We start from the raw sequence: 20,771 nt of genomic DNA on the forward strand, positions 1-20,771 counted from the left end.
CATAACTATTAATGTCGAAAAATAAACTAGAATAGTTTCGTATTAGGTGAAAAAATGTGTGAAGGAGTGTCTTCTTGGCAATCTTAAACTCACAATATGCATTTTTAGAAGCTGATTTTAACAACCCTAACTTGAATTTCGACAAAAAGAAAATTGAGCAAAATAAAACAAAATCTACAGATAATAACCAAATCGAAAGTGGAAATCAAATAGCTTTAAAAGTGCCATCAAAAATCTATTTAAAATCTATACCAATGATTTACTATTTAAATGTTGTACCTGCAGATATTTATAGCGCTTCATTATTTTTATTAATAAAGAATTTTTAAGGGAATGAGTGTCAACTCCGATTAGGATGACGCTCATTTTTTTATAAATGTATCGTTTAAAATTCAATAATTCGATAGCTAACGAAATTGAGATACGACATAGTCAAAATTATGTGCATTTGCACTTATTTTTAATTATGTCGTATCCGGATTCCGGCAAGTAAAGGATTTGAATAATAAATATTTAAGAAAAAAATAAAAACCCGGAAATAAATTTCCGGGCTTGATTATCACTTGCTATCTTCCGCCATGACACCCTGCCTCCGCTTCTGCTTTACATCTTAAGTTTTTACCCTAAGAAAACAAGCACTCGCATTGTCAGTTTCGTTGGTCCTTCTGAGTTAACGATCATTCGCACTCATCGGGTTAACCCTCCTTAGTCATTTGGATTGAAGTGAAATCATTAATAGTATAGATTGTTTTTCATTTTTCATACACTAGTTCATAAAATAAATTATATTTTTTTAAAATGCTTTACTGAATCGAAAGTTAGTAATTTGTATAAAGTTAAGAGTGCAATCCATTTTGGGGAGAGATGTTATGGGGACCGAATGGGAGGAAGCGATTGATTCTATAACCAGTGTGACTGTCACTGCAAATCCAAATAATGAACCAGTCACTACAAAGGGAATTCCAGACGATTTACGTTGTATTGGTATTGGAACAGACGCAGCAGTGTTTAAATATTTAAAAGCTCCTGGCTATGCATTCAAAAAGTACGCAAATGAAAAAATCGATAAAGTTAAGATTGAAGAGAAAGTTTATCATATGTTGATGGATTCACCTTTTTTTTCAAAATGCTATGCATCTTATGACGATTTTCTAGTATTAAGTTTTGAGGAAGGTATTACTTTTTATGATTGCATTTTACAAGGAATTCATATACCGTATCAGGTAATTTTAGACGTGGAAGATGCTAGAGCGTACGCTCGTACCAAAGGACTTAACCCAAGGGACATTCACTTAAAAAACATTTTACTACAAAATGGGAGAGCAAAAATTCTCGATGTTTCCGAATACTTGAAACCTGGCAATGACTACCGTTGGGAGTTACTAAAGAAAGGATATGAACAATATTATCCTTTAATAGATGGAAAACCTGTTCCATTTTGGTTAGTCGAATCAGTTCGTAAATTATATAACCTACATGTGAGGTATATTTCTGATGGGGATTAATACTTAAATATAAAAATCAAAGTAAACGAGACCGGGAAAAGCGTTAATTCATTAAATTAACGCTTTTTATGATGAAATTATGGTGAGTATTTATGTAGAATTCGTCAATGAGCTAATTTAACAGAATGTATCCTTAAATAAGGGATATTAATAATATTTTCAGCTAATTCAATAGGTGTTAGATAAAAATCAGTTTTAATCCATTCCAGAATCAAACCAAATAAGCCATAAATAATATATTCTCTATAAAATTCATCAGTGAGAATTTCTTTTTCATCAGTTTTATAGACTAGAACCTTATATAACGCTCTAAAGTTATCCATGAAATTTGTAAGTAGACCTGGAATTGAATCCTCATACCTCAGTAGTGAATAAAATTTTTTATATTCATATATATGTTCATAAAATAAATAGTATTTTGGAGTAAGTTCACGAATAGTAACATAGTCCATAGTACTATAACCTTGTTTAAAAGATATCTCCATTTTCTTAAACATTTCTGTTACTAATTCTTCAGTTAAGTCTTCTTTATCTTTGTAATAGTGATAAAAAGTACTACGATTATAATCAGCTCTATCAACTATATCTTTTACCGAAACATTACTATATCCCTTTTCTTTAATGAGATCGATAAAATGATTACAAAAATTTAGTTTTGTTCTTCGAACTCTTCTATCTAAAACTTCAAACATTTTTACAACCCCTAATTAAAACATGAACTTTATTCCTAGTATAATTTATTTTCTGAATGTATCAATTAAAATATTGAAATTCCCCAAAATTCTAAATATTATGCTACAGAAATGCGGATAGTGTCGTATGGCTGTACAATTCTAGTTTTTTTAGTGGTTGTTAACAAAATGTTCACTTGTTAGAATTCTAAAGGAACTAGGTAATAAATGGTGAAATCATTTGTAAATTAGAGAATATTTTGCCGTTTTAAGTAGTTGAAACTTACTGAAATTCAAGTAATAGGGGGTTTTAAGATGTCAGAGAAAGAGAAAGAGAAAGATTCAATTTTAGAAAAGCGTTCATCAAGAAGAACATTTATTAAAAATTCAGGATTAACGGTTGGAGGTGTCGTATTAGGTGGCGCAATAGGTAGTCTATTTGGAACTAAAAATGAGACTACTACTATGACTCAAGTACCGGTTACAGCTCATCCAACTGAAATAGTAAATTACAATGAAGCATTACAATTCTTCACACGATTAGAAGACTTCCAAGCATTATCTGCTGCGACAGAACAAATATTTCCTGAAGATGAACATGGACCTGGTGCGATTAAATTAGGTGCACCTTATTATATTGATAAACAATTGGCTTCTCCTTGGGGAAGAAATGTTGATGATTATATGTTAAGACCATTTAAAAACGGACAGAACGAAGCTACGAGAGGAGAAATTATGTTAGAAGGTTTAAGAAAACTTAATGATGTAAGCAAAATTAATCATAACAATACTTTTAGTAAATTAAAAGAAGATGAGCAAATTACTATTTTAAAAGATTTTGAATTAGGAAAAATTGATTTGATATTAACATCATCAGCTACGTTCTTTGCTTTGCTACGTCAATTAACAATTGAAGGATGTTACTGTGATCCACTTTATGGGGGGAATAAAAATTTAGAAGGTTGGAAGATGAAAGAATTCCCTGGAGCTTATTTATCACATATTGATGTGGTTGAGAATAAAGAGTTTGTAGCTAAAAAGCCACAAAGTTTAAGTAGTCATTAGTAATATAGAAGGAGGAATTTAAATGGTAAAAAGGTTAGATAAAGTAGATGTAGTAACTGTTGGTGTAGGTTGGATGGGAGGTATTGTCGCCGCGGAATTGACTAAAGCTGGATTTACTGTTGTTGGATTGGAAAAAGGTGCTGAAAGAACACGAGAAGATTATTTACGTACACATGATGAATTACGTTATACAATTCGTGGTGAAATGGAAAGTAAATTAAATAAAGAAACTTACACAATTCGTCGGAATTTAAATGAAGAAGCAATTCCTGTTCGAGACAAAGCAATGATTAGAATTGGAACAGGGACTGGTGGAGGTGGAGCACACTGGGGCGCTCAAACACATAGATATTATCCATATGATTTTGAAATTCGAACAAAAACGATTGAAAAATATGGTGAAGATAAAATACCTGAAAATATGACACTGCAAGATTGGGGTATTACATATGATGAATTAGAACCATATTTCGATAAATTTGAGAAAATGGCTGGTGTTTCAGGTGAGCCTGATCCAAATTATCCTGAACGCTCAAATCCATACCCAAATCCACCGCTAAAAAAAACTGAACCTATGCATATGTTTCATGAAGCAACTACGAAATTAGGATATAAACCCTTTGTTACCCCATCTGGGACAGTATCTCAAACTTATACAAATCCAGATGGAGAACAATTAAATGCGTGTCAATATTGTGCGTTTTGTGTCTATAATGGATGTGAATATGGAGCGAAAGCAGACCCAGTTATAACGGTTATTCCGACGGCTAAAAAGACAGGTAAGTTTGAACTTCGTAACAATGCAAGAGTTATTCGTGTATTACACGATGGTAATAAAGCCACGGGTGTACTTTATGTAGATACGAGAACAGGAGAAGAATTTGAACAGCCAGCTGATTTAGTAGTGTTAACAAGTTTTGTTTTTAATAATGTTCGCTTATTGTTATTATCACAAATTGGTAAACCTTATAATCCTGTAACTGGAGAAGGGGTTGTCGGGAAAAACTTTACTGATCATCATATATCTGGTGGAGCAGGAGGATTTTTCAAAAATAAAAAATTTAATAACTATGTTTCTACTGGGTGTTTAGGAGAAACAATTACTGATTTTACAGGTGATATTTTTGATCACTCAAATCTTGATTTTCTGCACGGTGGACAGATCGAAATGAGAATGAGTATTTTCGGAAATTCACCGATTATAACAAATAATGTTCCATCAGGTACACCATCTTGGGGAAAAGAATTTAAGAAAGAATCCCTTTATTATCATAATCGTTATCTTGCTGCAACAATCCAAAAAGCAACACTACCTTATAAAGAATATTATTTAGATTTAGACCCTGTTTATAAAGATGATTTAGGAAACCCTCTACTTCGAGTAACATGGAATGTTTCTGAAAATGATAAAAATTTACTTAAATTTGTTCAAGGTAAAGCGAAAGAAATTTTAGAGGAAATGGGAGCAGATATTGTAGAAGAGTTCCCGATTGCAGAACAATTTTCTGGAGTTTCTTCGTTTGAACATAATGCGGGTGGAGCAATCATGGGTGCTGATCCTAACACTTCTGTTGTTAACAAATATCTTCAAGTTTGGGATTGTGAAAACTTGTTTGTTTGTGGTTCTTCGGCGTTTCCACACTTTAGTTGTACAAACCCAACAACAACAGCAGCGGCATTAACGTATCATGCGGTTGAAGGCATGATTAAATATCTAAAAGATGGTGGAGGGCTATTAGTCGGGAAAAATACGTCTAAAGCTTTAGTTTAATTTATAAATTTACACCTAGTATTTTAGAAGCTTATCTTTATTAAATATTGATGCTAGAGAAATACAGTTTAGAGTGGTGAATGGATATGACACAAACTAACGAACTAACCGTTTTGGAACATTTAGAAGAATTAAGAAAAAGGTTAGTCATCGTTACAATAACCTTTGTCGTATCGCTAGGTATTGGATTTTGGTTTGCTCCCAATATACTGAATATTATGAAAGGACAACCTACTGCGATAGGTGTGGATTGGAACCTTTTTGGATATACAGATGGAATCATGATTTATTTAAAATGTGCTTTTATATTATCTCTATTAATTACTCTTCCTATTGCTTTACTTCAAATATGGTTATTTCTGAAACCAGGGTTAACTGAAAAAGAAGCAAAAAGTACATTAGTCTATGTTCCGGTATCATTTCTATTATTTTTGTTAGGGTTAAGTTTTAGTTACTTTATCTTATTTCCATTAATGTTAAACTTTTTATCCTCTATTAACCAATCAATAGGGGCAGTTGAAACATACGGAATCAATCAATACTTTTCTTTATTATTTAATTTAACCATCCCAGTAGGAGCGGTCTTTGAACTACCGGTTGTCATCTTATTTTTAACAAAACTAGGAATAGTAACTCCTACGAAACTAAGAAAAATGAGAAAGGTATCATATTTTATTCTAATTGTTGTTGGAGTATCAATTTCTCCACCCGATTTTATCTCAGATTTTTTAATAATTGTTCCATTGCTATTACTGTTTGAAATAAGTATCTGGGTATCTAGTTGGTCATTGAAAAGACAACAAGCAAATGAAGAATCAATAAATAAGGAAGTTTTAAATTAAAGAATTGATTGGAAAAGCTCATAAAAAAATTAGGGGGAATTGGGATGCCGAATATAGGAGTTCCGGGATTAATCATTATATTAGTAATCGCACTAATCGTTTTTGGACCAAAAAAGCTACCACAATTAGGAAGAGCGGTTGGAGAAACATTACGAGAATTTAAGACTTCTACAAAAAGCGTTGTAGATGAAGTGACAGATGAATTTAAAATAGAAGAAACATCGGATTCAAAAAAAGAAAAACAACGAATGTATAGAAAGAGGATAAGAAAGGAGACAGGGAATGAATCAGTATCAAAGAGAAGAACTTAACTTAATTTCACAATCACTCTTAAGCATTTTACTTATTTCAATCTTTGCTTATTGTATATCCTTCATTTCAAACACATTTCCTTGGCAGTCATTATTAGGTTTTGGCATCGGTTTATCAATTATCGTGATTTGTTGGATTGGGAGAAGAAGCTACGTTTTCATTTCATTTTTATTATTGTATACAGTTGTTTATTCGATAGCTTATAATTTTTCAGCATTTTTTTCAGTACATTAAAAAGCAGATAGAAATAAGAAAGTAAATTTATGGTCAGTCAATTCAAACTGGCCTTTTTTTATTTTCTAATTTTCTTAGTATTAATTGTTATAGATGGACCGCATTTCACCTTCTGAAAACATGACATGCTATAATATTCCTTGAAAACTTTGTAGATAAAATTTGATATATACAATTTATATTACTTAAGATGCATGCTAGAAATGGAGAACTACTATGGTTAAAAAATTAAACGGAGAATCACTCGACCTTACAAAACAAAATATCGAACGTTTAAAAGAACTATTTCCAGAAGTCATATCGGACGGCCATAAAATAGATTTTAATCGATTAAAAGCGATTCTAGGTGAAAGTGTTGAAGATCAGCATGATCGCTATCAGTTTACTTGGCATGGAAAAAAACAAACAATCGTTGGTGCTCAAAAGCCATCAAAAGGTACACTCCGACCGCTTCCAGAAAAAAGTAAAAACTTTGATACAACTGAAAATCTTTATATTGAAGGGGATAATTTAGAAGTATTAAAGCTATTACAAAAATCCTACAATGGCAAGATTAAAATGATATATATTGATCCGCCATACAATACAGGTAAAGATTTTGTATATAAAGATAACTTTGTTGATGGGGTGCAAAATTACTTAGAACTAACCGGACAGTTGGACTCTGAAGGTAATATACTTTCTACAAATACGGAACGAAATGGCCGATTCCATACGGATTGGCTTAATATGATGTATTCAAGATTGAAATTAGCAAGGAATTTATTAACAGAAGATGGAGTTATTTTCATCAGTATCGATGATCATGAGCAAAGTCGTTTAAAATTTATTTGTGATGAAATCTTCGGAGAATCCAATTTTGTTTCAAACTTTATTTGGTACGGTGGAAGAAAAAATGACTCCAAATTGATATCTAATTCCCATGAATATATTTTGATCTATGTAAAAAATAGTAACTATTTAACGGAAAATAAAATCCTTTGGCGAGAACAAAAGCAAGGCTTGGACAAAATCTATGTTGCTGCGAAGGAGTTCTATGAAACATATGGGGAAGAAGAAGGATCCAAACGATTAAAACAGTGGTTCCAACGGTTATCACCAGATGATCCTGCATTAGCAAATAAACATTACGCAAATGTGGACGAGCATGGTCCTTATTATAAAGATAATATTTCTTGGCCTGGTGGGGGTGGCCCTGTATATGATGTCATTCACCCAATAACGAAAAAACTAGTGAAAATCCCTTCAAGAGGTTGGTTATTTAAAGAGGAGCGAATGTTAGAGCTGATTGCAGACGGAAGAGTTGCATTTGGTCCAGATGAAAACGGAGTTCCTACTTACAAACGTTACTTAAAAGAAACAGAAACACAAGTTCCACTAAGCGTTCTATATAACGATAATCGTGGTGCAATGAAACGTTTAAGGGATTTGTTTGAGGGGAAAACCTACTTTGATTTTCCTAAAGATGAAAAAGTCATCCAGAAGTTAATTAAAATAATCCCAATGAATGAAAACGATATCGTATTGGATTTTTTCTCAGGTTCTGCAACAACAGCCCAAGCAGTGATGCAGGCAAACGCAGAGGATGGATTGAATCGAAAATTTATCCTCGTTCAATTGCCTGAACAACTGGATGAAAATTCAGTTGCTTTCAAAGATGGTTACGAGACTATTTGTGATATTGGAGAAGAGCGGATTCGTAGAGCTGGTGACCTGATTAAACATGAGTTAGTTGAAATGCAAAAGGCCGGTCGTAATGTGATTGAACCTGAAAGTTTAGATATTGGTTTTAAAGTATTAAAACTGGATACATCAAACATTCGCGAATGGAATACAGACTTTGAAAATATTGAAAAAACTTTAGATTTATTCGAAACGCCATTTATTGATGGCCGTACGGAAATGGATATCGTATTTGAAATATTGATTAAATTCGGTTTGAAGTTAACGGTTCCAATTAATACATTCAACGTCGACGAAAGAAACGTTTACGATGTAGCACATGGCAATTTATTTATTTGTTTAGCCGCCAAAATTGATACAAACATTGCAAAAGCGATCATCGAAAAACGAGATGAATATGAAAACGAAACAAGTAGCGTTGTATTAAGTGATGCGGGGTTCGGTGGAAATGATTCGGAAAAATTGAATTGTATCGAGCTGTTGAAGGAAGCAGGCTATCCTGAAGATAATCTGTTGACGATATAGAGGTGATAAGAATGAAAATACAATTTAAAGAACTAGATTATCAAGACATGGCGATTAAATCCATACTCAACGTATTTGACGGACAGGGAATTCGTAAATCCGAATTCACTATTATGGAACAAGATTCACAAGGGAAATTATTTGGGGATCAAGGGATTGGAAATAAAATTGATATATCGGCAAGTAAACTACTACAAAATGTCCAACAAATTCAAATAGAACAAGGGATTCCGATTTCCGAATCTATCCCAATGCCTTTTCCTCAATTTAATATTGAAATGGAAACAGGAACTGGAAAAACGTTTGTCTATTTAAAATCCATTCTTGAATTGAACAGAAATTACGGATTTACGAAGTTTATTATTGTTGTTCCATCTGTTGCCATTAAAGAAGGGGTTATGAAGTCAATTAGTATGACGAAGGATTACTTTAAAACACAAATGCAAGGCATCGTTTACCGCGCATTTATGTATGATAGTAAAAACTTAAACAATGTACAAGCATTTGCTACGAATGATGATATTGAAATAATGATCATTAATATTCAGTCCTTTAATAGTAACGATAATATTTTCAACAGAACAGATATGGATTCGCTTTTTGGTATTTCTCCAAAACAGTTAGTAAGTGAAACGAATCCAATTGTCATTATCGATGAACCCCAAAGTGTTGATAATACAGAGAATGCTCAACAAGCGATTGCTGCTTTAAATCCATCAATAGTTTTTCGCTTTTCTGCAACACATAAAAATAAAAGCTATCCTTTAATTTATAAACTAGGTCCTGTAGAAGCCTATCAACAAAAATTAGTAAAGCAAATTGAAGTAGCAGGAATAAAAAAAGCCATTGATGCGAATGAAGTCTACATTAAATTAATTGGAATAAAAGCAACAAAATCGAGCATTACTGCAACAGTTGAAATGTATGTGAAAAATAAAACAACGATCGAGAAAAAAGAAATTAAGCTTAAAAAAGACGATGATGTTTATCTAAAATCGAAACGCATTGCTGCATATGAAACGGTAGGTTTTGTGAAGGACATATCAGCTGAACCCGGAAATGAATATATTGAGTTTTCAGGAGAGCCTTCAATCATTCGACTTAGTCAAGCATTAGAAAATGATTTACAAATGAAACGTGCGCAAATTAGAAAGACCATTGAAGAGCATCTAAATAAGGAACTGAAACTTAATCCAATAGGCGTAAAAGTGTTAAGTCTATTCTTTATTGATAATGTTGCAAATTATAGACAATATGAAGGTGAAAATAACCGAGTACCAGGGGCTTATGCAAAAATTTTTGAAGAAGAGTATGCGAATCTAATTCGCTCTGAAAAATATAAAGCATTACGTGACCGCCATGTCCCTGTAACAGAAGTACACGATGGCTATTTTTCTGTTGATGGGAAAGGCAAAGTAAAAAATACGAGTGGTACTAGCCAATCGGACGAAAATACTTATCAAATTATTATGAAAGATAAAGAAGACTTACTCACTTTCTATGATGAAGAAAAAGGGAATGTCAAAAAAGCAAATAAACTACGCTTCATTTTCTCTCATTCAGCATTAAAAGAAGGTTGGGACAATCCAAACGTCTTTCAAATTTGTACATTAATCGAATCAAAAGATACGATTACAAAACGCCAGAAAATAGGGCGTGGCTTACGGATTGCTGTAAACCAAAACGGTGAACGTGTGCCAGGATTTGAAGTGAATACGCTTACGATTATGGCTAATGAAAGCTATGAGGAATTTTCATCTGGTTTACAACAAGAATACGAAGAAGAAGGCGTTGAGTTTGGTATTTTTTCTGACGATATTTTTAGTTCACTAGTTATTGATATTGATCCAGAAACAGGTTACAAAACACCACTAGGTCACGAAAAGTCCAGGGAACTAGTTAGTTTCTTAAAAGAACAAAATTACTTAGATTCGAAAAATAAAGGAACACCAAATCTAGCGAAAGCTATTAAAGAAGGTACATTTGATATACCTGAAAGCTTCAAGGGAATTGCTGAAAATATTAAAGAAAAAATTACAGCTGCCATTCAAGAAAAATTCAATGTCGATAAAATTGAAATTAAAGATCATCACAACAAAGTTCCAGTTAAGTTAAATAAAGAAGCTTTATCAGGGCCATTTTTAGAGCTTTGGGAGCGGATAAAATATAAAACTACTTATTCTATTGAAATGGATTCACAATTATTTATAGAGCAAGCGGCCAAAAAATTAGCTGAAGAACTCGAAGTACGAATTGCAAGGCTTGAATATGAGCGTCATCTTCTTGAAACAACAGGCGGTGGTATTATGACAATAAAAGAAGAACAAACGACATTAGAAGCAAGTTCCCAACAGTACAAAAAGGCACCAGATCTTTTAACTTATTTACAAAACGAAACGAAGTTAACGCGCAAAACGCTTATTGCAGTGCTGAAACAAAGTGGAACATTACGTGATTTTAAGCGAAACCCTCAAAGTTATATGATGGAAGTAGCACGAATTCTAAATGCTGCTAAACGACTTGCTATTGTAGACGGTATTAAATATGAAAAATTATCAAGTGGTGAAGTTTATGAACAGACTTTATTTTTACAAGAAGAAGTAGAGAGTTACACTGACTCTATCGTACCTGTTCAAAACAATCGTTCCCCATATGATCATGTAGTAGTGGATTCAGCAGTGGAACGTGAATTTGCACAAGCATGTGAGAAAGATGAAAACGTTAAGTTCTACATTAAACTACCGCAAAAATTTAAGATTAAAACACCATTAGGTACTTATAATCCCGATTGGGCATTATCGTTACAGCAAGATGGTAATGAAAAGTTATACTTTATTGTTGAAACAAAGGGAAGTACCTCAGCAGAAGATTTACGCCCTACAGAATTAGCAAAAATACGTTGTGGAGAAAAACATTTTGCGGCACTTGATACGGGTATTACATTTAAGAAAGCATCAGAGCATCAGGCAATTTATTCTTAAAGTTGTAGGGAAAATCCACTTGAAAGTATTGTTAAGTGAAGTAAGGAGCAATTAATAATGAATAAATTACAGGGTGAGTCGCTAAATATTACAAAACAAAATATAAATCGTTTAAAGGAATTATTTCCTGAGGTCATTACAGAAGGGGATAAAATCGATTTTGAACAGTTAAAAACAGTTCTTGGTCAAGTTTTAGAAGATCAACATGAACGCTACCAATTTACTTGGAGTGGAAAAAAACAAGCGATTTTAGGTGCCCAAAAACCTTCAAAAGGTACTTTGCGTCCTCTAATAGATAGAAGTAAAAACTTTCATCAAACAGAAAATCTTTATATAGAAGGGGATAACTTAGAAGTTTTAAAGCTTCTGCAAAAGTCCTATAACGGTAAAATTAAAGTCATTTATATAGATCCGCCTTATAACACAGGGAAAGACTTCGTTTATAAAGATAATTTCGCAAATGGCGTTCAAAATTACCTTGAATTAACAGGCCAAGTCGATGCGGAAGGAAACCAACTTTCAACGAATACAGAAAGTAATGGTCGTTTTCATACAGATTGGTTAAACATGATGTATCCACGATTGAAATTAGCGCGGAATTTGCTTACGGATGACGGGGTTATTTTTATCAGTATCGATGATAGTGAACAAGAAAAATTGAAAATGATTTGTAATGAAATTTTCGGAGAACAAAATTTCCTTGCTCAAGTTATATGGGAAAGGGCATACTCACCGGTAAATTTAAAAAAGAATTTTTCTGAGAGTCATGATTTCATTTTAGTCTATGGAAAAAATATTCATGGTCTTGAATCGAATGGATTGAAACGAACTCAAGCTGCAAATGACAGATATAGTAATCCAGATAATGATCCTAGGGGGTTATGGAAATCTTCGGATTTATCAGTAGGTCCGGCGATTGAGAAAAACATTTATGAAATTACAACGCCAAGTGGCAGAAAAGTGATGCCCCCAAGTGGTTATAGTTGGCGACTTAACAAAGAAAAATTTGAAGAGTATGTTAATGATAATCGTATCTGGTTTGGTCCAGATGGAAATAACGTACCTTCTATTAAAAGATTTTTATCTGAGGTTAAAGATACGATTACTCCAATGACAATTTGGAAGTACCAAGATGTGGGACATTCCCAAAGTGCAAGTCAAAGCTTAAAAAAGTTATTTCATGATAAAGCATATTTCACTTATCCAAAGCCGGTGGAATTGGTTAAACGTGTCATCGAATTATACTCGAATCCGGATTCAATTATTCTTGATTTCTTTTCTGGATCTGCAACAACGGCTCATGCAACAATGCAGTTAAATGCAGAAGACGGAGGAAATCGTAAATTTATTTTAGTTCAACTTCCCGAAAAGTTGGATGAAAACTCGGAAGCTTTTAAAGATGGCTTTGAAACGATTTGTGATATCGGTGAAGAACGAATTCGACGTGCTGGTGAGAAGATTAAAGAAGATTTGGATGAAACAAAATTAAATGTGCTAGATACTGGCTTTAAAGTATTCCAACTAGATTCATCGAATATTCGAGAGTGGGATGTTGATTTTGATTCATTAGAAGATCGATTAGATTTATTTGAAACACCGTTTATCGAAAGTAGAACCCAATTAGATATTGTGTATGAGATAATGTTAAAACAAGGTTTAGAATTAACAGATTCAATCGATTGCTTTTTAGTAAAAGGTATGACTGTTTATGATATTGGCAATGGAACCTTATTTATTTGTTTAGAAGATAAAATAAACGTAAACATTGCCAATGCAATTATTGAAAAATGGAATCATTATGGTCGTGAAACAAGTAGTGTTGTCCTTAGTGATGCTGGATTTGCAGGGAATGACACAGAAAAATTGAATTGTATCGAATTGTTAAAAGGTGCCGGATATCCAGAAGAAAATATACTTACAATTTAATAAAAAATAAGTCGTGGTTAACATCAAAATTAATATTTGCAATTTTATAATTTTATGCTAATATTTGGTTATCACGATTAGGTCTTGTAGCTCAGCTGGGAGAGCATCACGTCGACAACGTGGGGGTCGCAGGTTCGAGCCCTGTCGAGACCATACTGTAATCGAAAGCTTGAAACCCTTATTTATCAAGGGTTTTCGGCTTTTCTATTTTCTTAACTTAATCTGATTTTTAATCGTTACTTGATCCGTGGCATCAATTTGGCATCATTCATCATTTTTATTAAAAAGTGTATCATCCAAACGATTTGCGGCTTCCTGCTGCATAGTTGGTAAGATATGACCATAGGTGTCCATTGTAATATTAATTTTACTGTGACCTAAGCGTTCAGAGATCAACTTAACTGGTTCATTTTGTGATATCATTAGTGCTACATGTGTATGTCTTAAATCATGGAATCGAATATCTGGTACACCGGCTTTCTTTACTAATCTTTTAAAACTTCTATTTACGTTTCTTGGAGAGAGGGGTGTACCTTTTGATGTACAGTTAATTACATCCAGATCTCCATAAAATATCTCTAATTCTTCCATACGACTTTCAACGATTTGTTTATGTTTCTTCAATTCCTCAACTGTTTTATCAGAAATTGCAATTGTTCTAGTACTTTTTAATGTTTTCGTACCCATTTTGATTCTTCCTGTATTATCAACAGTCTGATAAATCGATAGAACTTGATCATCAAAATTAACATCTTTCCAACGTAGTCCTAAAATTTCACCGCGTCTTAGCCCAGTCATTATAGCCAAGAAAAAAACCATATATAAAGGGTCATCTTTTGCAGTCTTTAAAAAACTTAGAATATGGTCCACATTCCAAAACTTCATTTCTTTTGGGTGTTTTGTTGGTTTCTTAACCTTAGTAGCAGCATTTTCTCTTATTAATCCCTCATTGACTGCTGAATTAAGACATGTTGTCAAGATACCAAGGATTCTAATAATAGTTGGAACTTTTAATTCCTTTTCATATAAATTTTTAATGAAACCCTGTATGTGTTGAGTTTTAATTTTTGAAATAATCACATTTCCTAAGAATGGATTAATGTGATTATTAATAACCCCTTCATACAATCGGAATGTTTGGTCTGCATAAGTATACTCATTTGCTCTTAACCATTTTGTAATATAATCACTTAGCTGTATCTTACTTGGAATAATTAATGTTCCTTTAAATAAATCGTTTTTGAATTCAGTTAATATTTTTTCTGCTTCTTTTTTTGTCTTAAATCCTCTTTTTCTAAATTGAGTACGTAAGCCATAGTCATTAGTATAACTATAAGCTATATAGTAAGTACCTCTTTCTTTGTCCACATAAATTGACATTGACAATTATCCTTTCTAATGCCAACCCCAGTTTATTGTTACCGACAATAACATTATACAATATTTTTATTAATCTATTGATATTTTAAATTCAAATACTGGTTGGCAATGTTTGTATTATTCATGATGTTTTAGGAATTTGATCTTCTTTCAAAGTAGAATTGATATAATTAATAACTTCATTTCTTTGTTCTACGTTTAACTTAGATAGGCCAGTACTGATTACATCACAAAAAAACATGAAGTCTTCCTTATTACTAGTGATCAGTAAATCTAAATTTGAAATAACAGGCTGTGCCCTTGTATAATCGCTCTCTATAAATTTACATAGTGCTGAGCATATTTTCTCAAATTTCATTTTGCTTTCTTCAATTCCATCGTCTAACCAAGGTAATATATCTGTTGAATAAACCTCATTAACGTCATCCTGTTGCGTTTTAAATGTATCAGGTGGCTTAGTACCATTTGTTGCAATTAATGATTCTGCAACGTCTTGAGGGACATTGAGACAATCAATTAATTTCTTTGTTACATAATAATTTGGCTTTTTTATTGAACCTCTTTCAAGTTGAGCCACATAAGTATCAGTCATCCCAATCCTTCTTGATAACTCTCTAGAACCAATTCCGAGTTTTTCTCTGTAACGTTTAATAATATCTCCGAACTGATTAATAATCATCATTTACCACCTCCTTAATCATCACTTTTGACAAATCATTAGGTTTTTATTCTTTTTATGACCAATCTTTAAGAGTTCTTTATCTAAATGATTTTTAATGTGATGAATATTAATCAAAAGTATTAATCATAATAATGTTGATTTAATCATCAATAGTAAATGGAGGAATTATATGACTAACAAGTATGAAGACTTACCAGATGTATTGACAGTCGATCAAGTTCGCTTGTTTTTAGGAATAGGGCGTACCCAAGCGTATGAATTGGTTCATACTGAGCTTAAACATATCAATATTGGTCGAAGAATCTTAGTTCCAAAAAGTGCTCTTCTTAAGCTTCTTGAAGGGGAAGAAAACGTAAATTGATTATTAAAGTGTGTGTTTTAAATAAGAACGGGGAATTAGTTAAAGATAGGTTCGTACTAGTTAGCAGGTAATTCATATTTGAATTTGTACCTGCTTTTTTCATTTTAATACCTTCTATATTGTAAATTAGAAAATCACCAATAATGTATGATCTATTATCCTAACTGTAAAATTATGATTTAATATAAGTAAACAAAGAAGGGGTTATAATGATGCAAATTGCTAAAACACATCATATTCAAATTGATTGGGAAGGACCTTATAAATTAGATGAACTACATACTTTGCAAAACGAAGAAACTGATTATGGAATTTATCAAATTTATGGAAAGCATCAAATATACGGGAGTGATGTACTTTTGTATATTGGAAAAGCCGATCAACAAACTGTTGGAAAGAGGATTTTACAAGAAGGTTGGGAGTATGTAAATGATTCTAATAATATCAAAATTTACATTGGAAGATTACATGGACGACAAACTCCAACTAATGATGAATGGTCTAGAGAAATCGACTTAGCTGAAAGTTTATTAATTTATGTACATAAACCAGCATTTAATTCGAAAAGCATCGCATCAGTTTCAGACACGGAACTTCAGGACATACATATTTTGAATTGGGGTAATCATCGAGACCTTTTACCTGAAGTTTCAGGATTGAGGTGGACTAGTAAATTAGATGATATGAATTACGAAGTGTATAAATTTATTGGGTATGAAGAAATTAGAAAACCTATTGAGGGGTATGAAGGATACTATGAAATATCTGAAACAGGTAAAATATATTCAGTGAAAAGCCAAAGATTCATGGCAAGAAGTGACGATGAATATGGTTTCCATATTGTGAAGTTATCTAAAAATGGAATCTCAAAGAATTATAATGTTTATAAATTATGGAAAGAGGAATTTCCTAATCTATCTGAATCAATGTTTAAAGGGGCAAAGGAACGAATTTATTAAATAAAGACAAAAACTATTAGTACAATATTAAATAATCTTGAGTATTGCTCAAACGTTTTAATTTAGAATAGTAATTAAGATTGTGAATAATTGCACTTAAACAAACGGCACAAACAAGAGGAGCAGAATGGGATACACCTCACAAATGGTCTGCTATGCACGAGATACCGTATATCTACTCAGGGGCAATTAGTGATAATGATATTAAAGAAATTAATGCTGGAGGAGAAAAAGCAAAGATTATTGATGTAGAAGGAAACAAAAGGTTTTGGTATGCTATCAGCCCTGCTAAAGAAGTTCAAGTAAAGTTTGTTAGAAAAGATGGTACTGAGGAAATAGTAGAATCCATGGATGCAGAAATGCTCAAAGATTGGAAAAAATAACAGTTGTTATTAAACTACCATGTAAGAACGATATTTTCTTACATTTTCTGTGGTAAATTTCTAATTCATGGATGGTAACGGAGGGCGTTTCTTTAAGAAGGAGAAATGCCTGTTCTTTTTGAAGTAAAGAAGGCAGAAGAGTCGAATAAGGGACATAAAAAACGTTCTTTAAAAGGAGAATTATTAAGCATAAGCAATTTATAGAAGCACCTGTGATTGTGTGCTTTGACCTTGCAAGAAACGTAGATATACATACTAAAACTACTACTAAAACTAAGGAAAAAGCTATTGGTGGGGTTACACAGGGGTTATTAGAAGAGGGCGATACTGTTACTTGGGAAGCCACGCATTTTGGTATTAAACAAAGGCTAACGGCTAAAGTAACTCATATGGAAAAGCCTACTTTGTTTGTTGATATTATGGTAAAAGGGGCATTTAGTTCTTTTACTCACACACATCAATTTATAGAAGAAAAGGGTGGAACTCTAATGATTGATACATTTGAGTATAAATCACCTTTTGGTTCTATTGGTATGATTGCTGACAAATTATTTTTGGAAAAGTATATGACAGAATTTATAATTTCTCGTGCAAAAGAACAAAAAAAAGAACTAAAAAGGATTGCAGAAAGTGCAAAATAACTTATTAAACTTACGAATGTAATAATTAAAGATCATAAGGTTACTTTTGCAGTTCTTCTTCAACTATCGGGCAATTAAGTTGAAAAAGGATTCTTGATAAAAGTAGTATTTTGTTAGTTATATTGGATCAAGAGAGTATATAACGGAGTATATTCTCCATCCTAAATAAACACATCAATCCTGTGATTAATGTGTTTATTTAGTTATGGGATGGTGGTAATTTTGAGTTTCTTAAAAAAAATCTCTTATTTGTTAGTTATTTTTTTAGTTCTTGTAAATTTGTTTGATCATGAAGCAGTCGCTTCTGATGGTGAAGTTACGCTAAAAGAAGCAATTAACATTGGATTGCAGAGAGCAAAAGAATGGAATGAAAAAGCAACGCTCACAAGTATAAACAGTGTAGATGAAACGATGGGTGGGTCGAGAGGAGAAAAAGGGAAACGCTTTAATTGGTTTATGATATTTATAGTTCCAGGTACAGAAGATTATGTTCTGATTGGTATCTCAGATAAGAAAATTACCGTTTTTAGACCAAGTAAGCAAACTCCAGATCCAACAATACCCCTCGATGAGATTAAGTTCGATAGCTCTGATGTTCTCCAAATAGCAAAAGATAAATACGGACTAAAGCAAGGCAAAGATTGGGCAACAGGATATCATTTTATGCTTGATAGTATCGATGGTAAGCCTATTCTAACTGTGGTTGGAAATGACTATGACAACCGCTTTACTCGAATTTCATTCAATGCCCAAAACGGTGAAGTAGTCAGTGCCATTCATAAATTACCCTACGGTGGAGGATTAATATCTAGACGTAATGGCACTGATAACCTAACAAAAAAAGGGATGGCAATTACGGGAGTTGTCGCTGGAAAAAACTATTTAGTTGTATGGGGAGATAGAAAGCCAACTCAATTTAGTACAACCAAGCAACCTTTTGTTGAATGGAGCGAGAACAATGGAGAAACATGGACAGAGCTCCAAACAAATAATTATGTAACACATACGTGGTTTGATAGGAACAATCAATTATACGTAGCTACGGATAAAGAATTATGGGCAGGTATTACTTCAAAAGGTAAAGGCACTAAAATTCTCTCATTAGAACAGATTATTGAGAACATCGACTATTCAATTAACAACAATATTGCTGTGATATCGAATGAAAATATTTACTATACAATCAATCAAGGGGAGAGTTGGGAACAAGCTATTGTTCCTAAACCACTTTATGTGGTTCAAATATCGGACAATGGTGATTTGGTAGGGTTAACAGAAGAAAGAAAGATATTACAAATGACAAATGGTGGATGGAATGAGATAACCATGCCGAATAGTAATGAAGTACCTTATGACATGAAAGTAATTAATAATGAGCTATTCATTACCACACAAAGTGGAATTTATAACCGAGATCTTCAAGAGGAAAATTGGAGAAAAATTAAAGTTGATGAAGTTTTAGTTAAATTTATTAAAAAAGGTGAGAAATTATTCGGATATGCAGATAGAGGTGAAGCTATTTATTCCATCAACACTAAAGATGAAAGAAAACTTGAAAAAGTGTTTGATGCGGGGGATTCCATAGTTATGGATGTGGATATCATGGGCGATACATTATGGATTGCAACCATACCAAATTATTCGTGGGAGGAAATGAAAATACACAAAGGACAATAAAATTCCAAGTAAATCTAAGGTATATTATGAAACATCTCACTTACTAATAGGGGCATTAGTTCAATAAGAAAAAATTAAACTTTATAATATAAAGAAGTAGATAATTACTCAAACAGATAACCGTTATTTTGATTAATCTTTATTCAAAATAATGGTTTTATATTTTATTGTGTTTATGGATTGACAGGTGTTTTTTTATAAACCTTTGTACCAATTAGTAGAGATATAACATTCTACTTTTAAGTTTGGATGTCAAGATTCAATTGACCATGTAAGGTTTATTGAACTGGTACATTACTTGTTATACCAATTAGATAGGGAAGATAAGATGACTGAGAGGGGATTATTACCTTTTTTCATATTCCTATTGAAAAGCACCCTTGTATAAGAGTGCTCAAAAAATACATTTCATTTTAGAGTTTTTTTGAGATTCTCTATATCTAGTTGCATTAACTTTCTTACAGTTTGCTCAGATTCAATCGAATTAATGTCGTAATCATTTATTATTGTGTTTTTAATACTATTTACTATTCCCCAGAAATAAGATTGGTTATTAGATTCTAATGTTGGGAAGGCCTTCTCAGTTTCTTCTATTGCTAGTTCTTCGATTCGTTCATTAGTCATCTGAATATCTCCTTTTAAAAAAGTGATAATTACATTTCTATAATATTCTTATAAAACTGACTTAATACTATTTTATCTATGAAATTAAAACACAATAATAACACTGCTTATGCTAGGTTTAAAATCTAATTACAATTAACTACTCTTGCATTGAGTTGTAAGCTGATAGCAGGGTATTGAAGTAAAATATATTCACTCTCACTAGGGGTGCATTGTAATTAAAATATTATTGGAATGTTGAATAGAACTTCTAAGCACTTAGTCAATTTAAGTTTGTATCATTAATTAATTGCTCTACCAGCTTAATAATATCACTTGGAGCAATCTCTAACACATTGGCAATCTTAAAAATTGTAGAAAGCGTTGGCTGTCGTTGTGCTCGTTCTAAAAGTCCTATGTATGTCCTATCTAAATCACATTTTAATGCTAATTCTTCTTGAGAAAGATGGGCATCTGTATTTCGCAAGTAAAAATTGAGCCATTTATTAATTAAAAACTGAGCCACTTAAACCGAACTATTTTCTAGCCATTCTTTTGTATCTAATATTC

At 32.5% G+C, this 20,771-nt stretch carries 20 protein-coding genes and 1 tRNA gene; 16 read left to right on the plus strand and 5 right to left on the minus strand.

The annotated features are described in order from the left end of the window. Nucleotides 1-74 precede the first annotated feature (74 nt). Nucleotides 75-329: a hypothetical protein gene (locus tag CRO45_RS18415; protein WP_097151102.1), complete on the plus strand. Its 255-nt coding sequence runs from the start codon at nucleotides 75-77 to the stop codon at nucleotides 327-329. Nucleotides 330-869: 540 nt separating this feature from the next. Beyond that, complete coding sequence (locus CRO45_RS18420; protein ID WP_097151103.1) at nucleotides 870-1,505, plus strand: serine/threonine protein kinase; 636 nt, start codon at nucleotides 870-872, stop codon at nucleotides 1,503-1,505. Nucleotides 1,506-1,609: 104 nt separating this feature from the next. On the opposite strand, the gene CRO45_RS18425 is transcribed toward CRO45_RS18420, so the two are convergent. Continuing rightward, nucleotides 1,610-2,197, minus strand: a complete 588-nt coding sequence (locus CRO45_RS18425; protein WP_097151104.1) for a TetR/AcrR family transcriptional regulator — start codon at nucleotides 2,195-2,197, stop codon at nucleotides 1,610-1,612. 294 nt (nucleotides 2,198-2,491) lie between these two features. Between CRO45_RS18425 and CRO45_RS18430 the strand changes: the two genes are divergently transcribed. The 9 genes from CRO45_RS18430 to CRO45_RS18470 all read left to right on the plus strand — a co-directional run bounded on the left by CRO45_RS18430 (nucleotide 2,492) and on the right by CRO45_RS18470 (nucleotide 13,668). Beyond that, nucleotides 2,492-3,241, plus strand: a complete 750-nt coding sequence (locus tag CRO45_RS18430; RefSeq protein WP_097151105.1) for a gluconate 2-dehydrogenase subunit 3 family protein — start codon at nucleotides 2,492-2,494, stop codon at nucleotides 3,239-3,241. Between the two features lie 22 nt (nucleotides 3,242-3,263). Further along, nucleotides 3,264-5,012: a GMC family oxidoreductase gene (locus CRO45_RS18435; RefSeq protein ID WP_097151106.1), complete on the plus strand. Its 1,749-nt coding sequence runs from the start codon at nucleotides 3,264-3,266 to the stop codon at nucleotides 5,010-5,012. Between the two features lie 86 nt (nucleotides 5,013-5,098). After that, nucleotides 5,099-5,854 carry a twin-arginine translocase subunit TatC gene (gene tatC / locus CRO45_RS18440; RefSeq protein WP_097151107.1) on the plus strand — a complete coding sequence of 252 codons (756 nt, stop codon included), beginning with the start codon at nucleotides 5,099-5,101 and terminating at the stop codon, nucleotides 5,852-5,854. A gap of 44 nt (nucleotides 5,855-5,898) precedes the next feature. Continuing rightward, complete coding sequence (tatB, locus tag CRO45_RS18445) at nucleotides 5,899-6,165, plus strand: Sec-independent protein translocase protein TatB (protein WP_097151108.1); 267 nt, start codon at nucleotides 5,899-5,901, stop codon at nucleotides 6,163-6,165. Then, the gene (locus CRO45_RS20170) at nucleotides 6,137-6,400 is read left to right on the plus strand and encodes a hypothetical protein (protein ID WP_097151109.1); all 264 of its coding nucleotides are present in this window, start codon (nucleotides 6,137-6,139) and stop codon (nucleotides 6,398-6,400) included. The genes tatB and CRO45_RS20170 overlap by 29 nt, the downstream gene beginning before the upstream one ends. Before the next feature lie 216 nt (nucleotides 6,401-6,616). Then, nucleotides 6,617-8,608 (plus strand): site-specific DNA-methyltransferase, encoded by a 1,992-nt coding sequence (locus tag CRO45_RS18455; RefSeq protein ID WP_097151110.1) that lies wholly within the window; start codon nucleotides 6,617-6,619, stop codon nucleotides 8,606-8,608. Between the two features lie 11 nt (nucleotides 8,609-8,619). Next, nucleotides 8,620-11,589 (plus strand): restriction endonuclease, encoded by a 2,970-nt coding sequence (locus CRO45_RS18460; RefSeq protein WP_097151111.1) that lies wholly within the window; start codon nucleotides 8,620-8,622, stop codon nucleotides 11,587-11,589. Between the two features lie 57 nt (nucleotides 11,590-11,646). After that, complete coding sequence (locus tag CRO45_RS18465; RefSeq protein ID WP_097151112.1) at nucleotides 11,647-13,515, plus strand: site-specific DNA-methyltransferase; 1,869 nt, start codon at nucleotides 11,647-11,649, stop codon at nucleotides 13,513-13,515. An 80-nt stretch (nucleotides 13,516-13,595) separates the two neighbouring features. Further along, a tRNA-Val gene (locus CRO45_RS18470) sits at nucleotides 13,596-13,668 on the plus strand. Between the two features lie 111 nt (nucleotides 13,669-13,779). On the opposite strand, the gene CRO45_RS18475 is transcribed toward CRO45_RS18470, so the two are convergent. Then, entirely contained in the window at nucleotides 13,780-14,895 is a 1,116-nt protein-coding gene (locus CRO45_RS18475) for a site-specific integrase (protein ID WP_097151113.1), read from the minus strand. A gap of 121 nt (nucleotides 14,896-15,016) precedes the next feature. Continuing rightward, a complete protein-coding gene (locus CRO45_RS18480; protein ID WP_170949556.1) occupies nucleotides 15,017-15,574 on the minus strand; it encodes a helix-turn-helix domain-containing protein in 558 nt (185 codons plus the stop codon). 172 nt (nucleotides 15,575-15,746) lie between these two features. On the opposite strand from CRO45_RS18480, the gene CRO45_RS18485 reads away from it, so the two are divergent. From CRO45_RS18485 to CRO45_RS18505, 5 genes are all read left to right on the plus strand, one after another. Then, entirely contained in the window at nucleotides 15,747-15,938 is a 192-nt protein-coding gene (locus CRO45_RS18485; protein WP_097151115.1) for a helix-turn-helix domain-containing protein, read from the plus strand. A 209-nt stretch (nucleotides 15,939-16,147) separates the two neighbouring features. Then, nucleotides 16,148-16,897 carry an NUMOD4 domain-containing protein gene (locus CRO45_RS18490; protein WP_235864664.1) on the plus strand — a complete coding sequence of 250 codons (750 nt, stop codon included), beginning with the start codon at nucleotides 16,148-16,150 and terminating at the stop codon, nucleotides 16,895-16,897. Between the two features lie 155 nt (nucleotides 16,898-17,052). Beyond that, the gene (locus CRO45_RS18495; protein ID WP_097151116.1) at nucleotides 17,053-17,280 is read left to right on the plus strand and encodes a hypothetical protein; all 228 of its coding nucleotides are present in this window, start codon (nucleotides 17,053-17,055) and stop codon (nucleotides 17,278-17,280) included. A 212-nt stretch (nucleotides 17,281-17,492) separates the two neighbouring features. Beyond that, nucleotides 17,493-17,921, plus strand: a complete 429-nt coding sequence (locus tag CRO45_RS18500) for an SRPBCC family protein (RefSeq protein WP_235864666.1) — start codon at nucleotides 17,493-17,495, stop codon at nucleotides 17,919-17,921. Between the two features lie 222 nt (nucleotides 17,922-18,143). After that, nucleotides 18,144-19,598 carry a WD40/YVTN/BNR-like repeat-containing protein gene (locus CRO45_RS18505; protein ID WP_097151118.1) on the plus strand — a complete coding sequence of 485 codons (1,455 nt, stop codon included), beginning with the start codon at nucleotides 18,144-18,146 and terminating at the stop codon, nucleotides 19,596-19,598. A 408-nt stretch (nucleotides 19,599-20,006) separates the two neighbouring features. On the opposite strand, the gene CRO45_RS18510 is transcribed toward CRO45_RS18505, so the two are convergent. Then, the gene (locus tag CRO45_RS18510; RefSeq protein ID WP_097151119.1) at nucleotides 20,007-20,222 is read right to left on the minus strand and encodes a hypothetical protein; all 216 of its coding nucleotides are present in this window, start codon (nucleotides 20,220-20,222) and stop codon (nucleotides 20,007-20,009) included. 262 nt (nucleotides 20,223-20,484) lie between these two features. Continuing rightward, nucleotides 20,485-20,727, minus strand: a complete 243-nt coding sequence (locus tag CRO45_RS18515) for a helix-turn-helix domain-containing protein (RefSeq protein WP_235864667.1) — start codon at nucleotides 20,725-20,727, stop codon at nucleotides 20,485-20,487. Nucleotides 20,728-20,771 lie beyond the last annotated feature (44 nt).

Origin of the sequence: Ureibacillus acetophenoni, assembly GCF_900220965.1 — a bacterium.
GTDB classification, from domain to species: Bacteria; Bacillota; Bacilli; order Bacillales_A; family Planococcaceae; genus Ureibacillus; species Ureibacillus acetophenoni.